Annotated in this window: 1 protein-coding gene; it reads right to left on the bottom strand. The window is 70.9% G+C overall.

What is annotated here, in order from left to right; translation table 11 throughout:
- Positions 1-5,550 (bottom strand): non-ribosomal peptide synthetase (locus ON23_RS03845; RefSeq protein ID WP_157170149.1); only part of this gene is annotated, 5,550 nt, incomplete at both ends.

The raw sequence follows: 5,550 nt of genomic DNA, 5'->3' as shown, positions 1-5,550 counted from the left end.
AGACCGGTTCGGGCAGCGCCTTGCGATCCAGCTTGCCGACCGGGCTCAGCGGCACCGACTCGAGCAGCATGATCGATTGCGGCACCATATAACTCGGCACCAGACCGGCCACGTGGGTGCGCAACTGCGCCGCCGTCGGATTCGCGCCGCTGCGCGGCTTCACATACGACACCAGCGCGGTGGCGCCCGCGGCGGTGCGGTGACCGATCGTGGTGGCCCATTCGACCTGGTCGTGGCGGTGCAACGCGGCGTCGATCTCGCCCAGTTCGATCCGGAAACCGCGAATCTTGACCTGATGGTCGGTGCGGCCCACGTACTCGACCTCGGTGCGGCCACCGCGCTGTACCCAGCGCACCAGATCGCCCGTGCGGTACATGCGTTCGCCGGGCTTGCCGAACGGATTGGCCACGAACCGCTGGGCGCTGAGCCCGGTGCGATTGTGGTAACCACGCGCCAGCGCCGGACCCGACAGATACAGCTCACCGACCACGCCGGCCGGGGTCGGATGCAGCCGCGAATCCAGCACCACCGCGTGCACGCCGCGGATCGGTTCGCCGATGGTGATCGGCGCACCCGGTGCGATCGGCGGGGCCATCAGGGTGACGATGGTCGTCTCGGTCGGTCCGTACACGTTGTGCAGGTTGCGGCCGGGCGCCCACCGCGCCACCAGCTCCGGCGGCAGCGCCTCGCCGCCGACGAGCACGTGCCGGAACGAGTCGAGCCCGGTCGGATCCACCGTGCCGAGCGCGGCGGTGGTGATGAACGCGTGGGTGATGTCCTCCTCGGCCAGCAACCGCGCCAGATCCGGGCCGCCGTACACCCCGGTCGGGGCGATGACCAGCGTCGCCGCCCCGCCCAGGGCGAACAGCAGATCGAGCATGGCCGCGTCGAAGCTCGGGGTGGCGAAGTGCAGCACCCGGCTGTCGGGTCGCACGTCGAAGCGTTCGGCGGTTTCGGCGGCGAAGTTCGACAGACCGCCGTGTGTGACCACCACACCCTTCGGGGTGCCGGTCGAACCGGAGGTGTAGATGACGTAGGCCGGGTTCTCGATGCGCAGCCGGCCCCGCCGCTCGTGTGGCGCGATCGGCGCATCCGAGGCGCGCAGCACGCGGTCCTGCAGGGCCGGTGCGTCCAGGACGGCCCATTCGGCGCCCGCGGGCATCCGATCACGGTGGGCGTCGAGCGTAATGCCCAGGGTGGCACCGGAATCGGTGAGCATGTGGGCGATGCGGTGTTCGGGGTAGTTCGGGTCGACCGGCACGAACGCCGCACCCGCCTTGGCCACCGCCAGCGTCACCGCCACCGATTCCATGGATCGCGGAATGCCCAGGGCCACCAGCATTTCCGGTCCGACACCGAGCGAGATCAGGACCCGGGCCAGCCGGTTGGTCCACCGGTCCAGCGCGCCGTAGCTGATCTCGGCGTCTTCGGTGCGCAGGGCGATCGCGCGCGGATCGACGGCCACCGCGGCGGCGAAGACCTCGGGCAGTGTCCCCGGCCGGCCGGCGAGCGCACCCCGCACCGGCGCCAGCGTCGACCATTCGGTGGGGTCGAGCAGTTCCAGATCACCCACCAGCAGTTCGGGATTCGCGGCCGCGGCCCGCAGCAAGCGGGCGAAACGCGCGCCGAGGCGGGCGGCACTGGTGTCGTCGAACAGGTCGCGGGCGAAATTCACCGAGACCGTGATCCCGGCCGGTTCCCGCTGCTCGGTCCACGATTCGGTGAGGGTGAACTGCAGATCGAATTTCGCGATCCCCGGATCGGCATCGCACGCCTCGATCGTCAGATCCGGCAGTTCCAGGCTGCGCACCGGCTGATTCCGCACCGAGAGCATGACCTGGAACATCGGGTGATGAGCCTGCGAGCGCGCCGGATTGAGTACCTCGACCAGGCGCTCGAACGGCACGTCCGCATGCGCGAAGGCCTCGAGGTCGGTATCGCGGACGGCGCGCAGCAGATCGGCGAAGCTCTGCGCGCCGCTCACCCGCGTGCGCAGGACCAGGGTGCCGACGAACATGCCGACCATCGGGTCGAGGGCCTGCTGTCCGCGGCCGGCGATCGGTGTGCCGACGGTGATGTCGTGCTCGGTGCTGATCCGGTGCAGCAGCGAAGCCAGCGCGGCGTGCAGGACCATGAACATGGTGACGCCGTGGCGGGCGGCGACTTCCTGCAGTTCGCGGTGGGTCACGGCGTCGAGGACGCAATCCACCGTGCCGCCGCGATAGCTCGGCGTCGCCGGGCGGCGCTGGTCGGTGGGCAGCGGCAGCAGTTCGGGAATGCCGTCCAGCGCCTCGCGCCAGTAGTCGAGCTGGCGGCTGATCGGCGATTCCGGATCGTCCTCCGCGCCCAGTGTGTCCTGCAGCCACAGCGTGTAATCGGCGTACTGGACGGGGAGTTCGGTCCATTGCGGCGCCGACCCGGCCGCATACGACCGGTACGCACCCGCGATATCGGCGGCCAGCGGCTCCAGCGACCAGCCGTCCATCGCGATGTGGTGGACGACCAGCACCAGGACGTGATCGTCGGCGGCGATGCGCAGCAGCTGCGCGCGCAGCGGTGCGGTCGAGGCGAGATCGAATCCGGCGGCCGCGAAAGTCCGTACGGTGCCGGTGATTTCGCCCTCGTCGACGTCGACGACCGGCAGCGCCACCGCGGCCTCGCCGGGTGCGAGCACCCGCTGGTACGGCTCGCCCTCGACCTCCGGGAAGACCGTGCGCAGCGTTTCGTGCCGCCGCTGCACGGCGTGCAATGCCGCGCGCAGCGCCGCCACGTCCAGCGCACCACGCATCCGCAGGGCGACCGGCACGTTGTAGACGCCGGACAGGTCCTCGGCCGAGGAGGCGTTGAACCGGTTGAGGAACCACAGCCGCCGCTGTGCCGCCGAGAGCGGCACCCGGGCCGGGCGCTCGCGCCGGGTCAGGGCGGGGCCGTGGTCGCTGTCGCCCGTGCCGCCGTCGAGCAGGGCGGCGAGTTCGGCGACGGTCGGGGCGCCGAAGACCGAACGCACCTGCACCCGCACCCCGGTGGCGTCGCTCAGCCGGGCCACCAATTGCGTTGCCAGCAGCGAGTTTCCGCCGATCTCGAAGAAATTGTCGTCCGCGCCGACGGATTCGGCACCGATCAACTCGGCCATCACCTGCGCGACCAGACGTTCGGTGTCGGTGCCCGGTTCCCGCGCCGCGGTGGTGAGCTGCTGCGGTTGCGGCAGCGCGTCGCGGTCGAGTTTGCCGGTCGGGGTCAGCGGAATCCGGTGCAGCACGGTCACACTGCTGGGCACCATGTGCGCCGGCAGGTGCGCGGCCACATGGGTTCGCAGCACCTCCACGTCGATGTCGGCGGCGGGTTCGGCGGGCTGGACGTAGGACACGATCCGCGGTGTGCCGGCGATCTCGCGCACCTCGGTGTGGGCGAAGCGCAGCGCCGGGTGCGCGGCCAGCACCTCGGTGATCTCGCCGAGTTCGATGCGGAAACCGCGCAGCTTCACCTGGTGGTCGCTGCGGCCGAGGTAGACGATCTCGCCGTCGGCGCGCCAGCGCACCACATCGCCGGTGCGGTACATGCGTGCGCCGTCGGGCCCGTACGGGTCGGCGACGAACCGCGCCGCGCTGAGGTCGGGCCGGTCGAAGTAGCCGCGCGCGACGGACTGGCCGCCGAGATACAACTCGCCCGGCACGCCGATCGGGACGGGCCGCAGCCGCTCATCGAGCACCACCGCGTGCACCCCGCGCACCAGCGAGCCGATGGTCACCTGGTCACCGACCGCGATGGGGTCGGAGATCGTGACCACGATGGTCGTCTCGGTCGGGCCGTACCCGTTGAACAGCATCCGCCCCGGCGCCCAGCGCGCGATCAGATCGGTGCCGAGGGCCTCGCCGCCGACCATGATCGCGCGCAGATGCGGCAGCGGCCAGCGCCGATGGTCGATGGTGGCCAGCGCGGCCGGGGTCATGAAGGTGTGGCTGATGCATTCGCGATCCATCAGCGCGGCCAGTTCGTCGCCGCCGTAGATATCGGGCGGGCAGATCACCATGGTGGCGCCCGCGCCGATGGCCAGCAGCAGATCCAGCACGGCCGCATCGAAACTCGGGCTCGCGAAGTGCAGGGTGCGGGCGTCGCGGTCGACGCGCATCCGGTCTCGGATCTCGTCGGCGAAGTTGGACAGCCCGGCGTGCGTGACCGCCACGCCCTTGGGCTTTCCGGTCGAACCGGAGGTGTAGATCAGGTAGGCCAGGTCGGTCGTCCGCACCGTGCGCAGCCGTTCGGCGTCGGTGATCGTGCGTTCGTCCTGCGCATCCAGCTCGGCACGCAGCGCCGCGTCGTCGAGCAGCAGCCACTCGGTGCCCGGCGCCGAGCCGTTGCCCTCGGTGGCGCGGTGCAGCCGGTCCCGATGGGCGGTCACGGAAATGCCGAGCGCACAGCCGGAGTCGGTGAGCATGTGCCGCACGCGGTCGGCCGGATAGTTCGGATCGACGGGCACGAACGCCGCACCGGCTTTGGTGACGGCCAGGGCGGCGGCCACCGATTCGATCGACCGGGTCAGCCCGACGGCCACCCGGTCGCCGCTGCCGACGCCGCGGGCGATCAGGGCGCGGGCGATCCGATTCGAGCAGCGTTCCAGCTCGGCGTAGCTGAGTTCGTCGTCGCCGCTTCGGATCGCGGTGCGGTGCGGATGCAGGTGCGCGGTGGCGGTGAAGTAGTTCGCCAGGCTGCACTGCGGGGTGGCGGCCGGGCCGCGGCGCGGGGTGAAGTGCGCCCGTTCGATGTCGGTACGCGCATCGATGTCGCGAATCCGGACGTGGGCGTCGGCGCTCACCGACTCCAGCACCAGCAGCAGCCGCTCGGCCAGCGTGCACACCGTATCCTCGTCGAAAAGCTCTGCGGCGTAGACCATTTCGAGGTCCCCGGTATCGGCGGGCGCCCGCAGTTCGAGATCGAACTTGGCCACCGCGATGTCGAGTTCCTCGGCGCGCAACCGCAGCCCGGGCAGTTCGAGGGGCGGCGGTGTGGTGTCCTGCACGGTGAGCGCGACCTGCAGCAGCGGCCGCAGTCCGCCGTTGCCGCGGCCGAGTTCCTCGACGATGCGCTCGAACGGCAGTTCCGCATGCGACATGGCGGAGAGTTCACCGTCGCGGTCGGCGCGCAGCTGATCGGCGAAGGCCCGGTCGGGATCGACGTCCGAGCGCAGCATCAAGGTGTTGACGAACATGCCGACCAGATCGTCGAGGCGGGTGTCGGCGCGCCCGGCCACCGGCGTGCCGATGACGATGTCGCGGCCGCCGGTGACGATGCGCAGTACCACCGCCAGCGCCGAGCGCAGCACCATGAACATGCTCACACCCTGGGCGCGGGCCAGATCGTCGAGCCGCTCGCGCAGGTCCTCCGGCATCCGGATCCGGACGGTGCCCGCGCGGTTGGTCGGCTCTTCCGGACGCGGCCGGTCGTAGGGCAGCGGCAGCTCCTCCGGCACGCCGGCGAGGGCTTCGCGCCAGAACCCCAGCTGCACCGCCGCGGCGCTGGCCGGATCGGATTCGTCGCCGAGGCATTCGCGTT

The organism is Nocardia cerradoensis NBRC 101014 (assembly GCF_000308535.1).
Lineage (GTDB): Bacteria > Actinomycetota > Actinomycetes > Mycobacteriales > Mycobacteriaceae > Nocardia > Nocardia cerradoensis.
The sequence above is the reverse complement of the archived record's forward strand: the minus strand, read 5'-3'. Positions and strand labels throughout refer to the sequence as shown.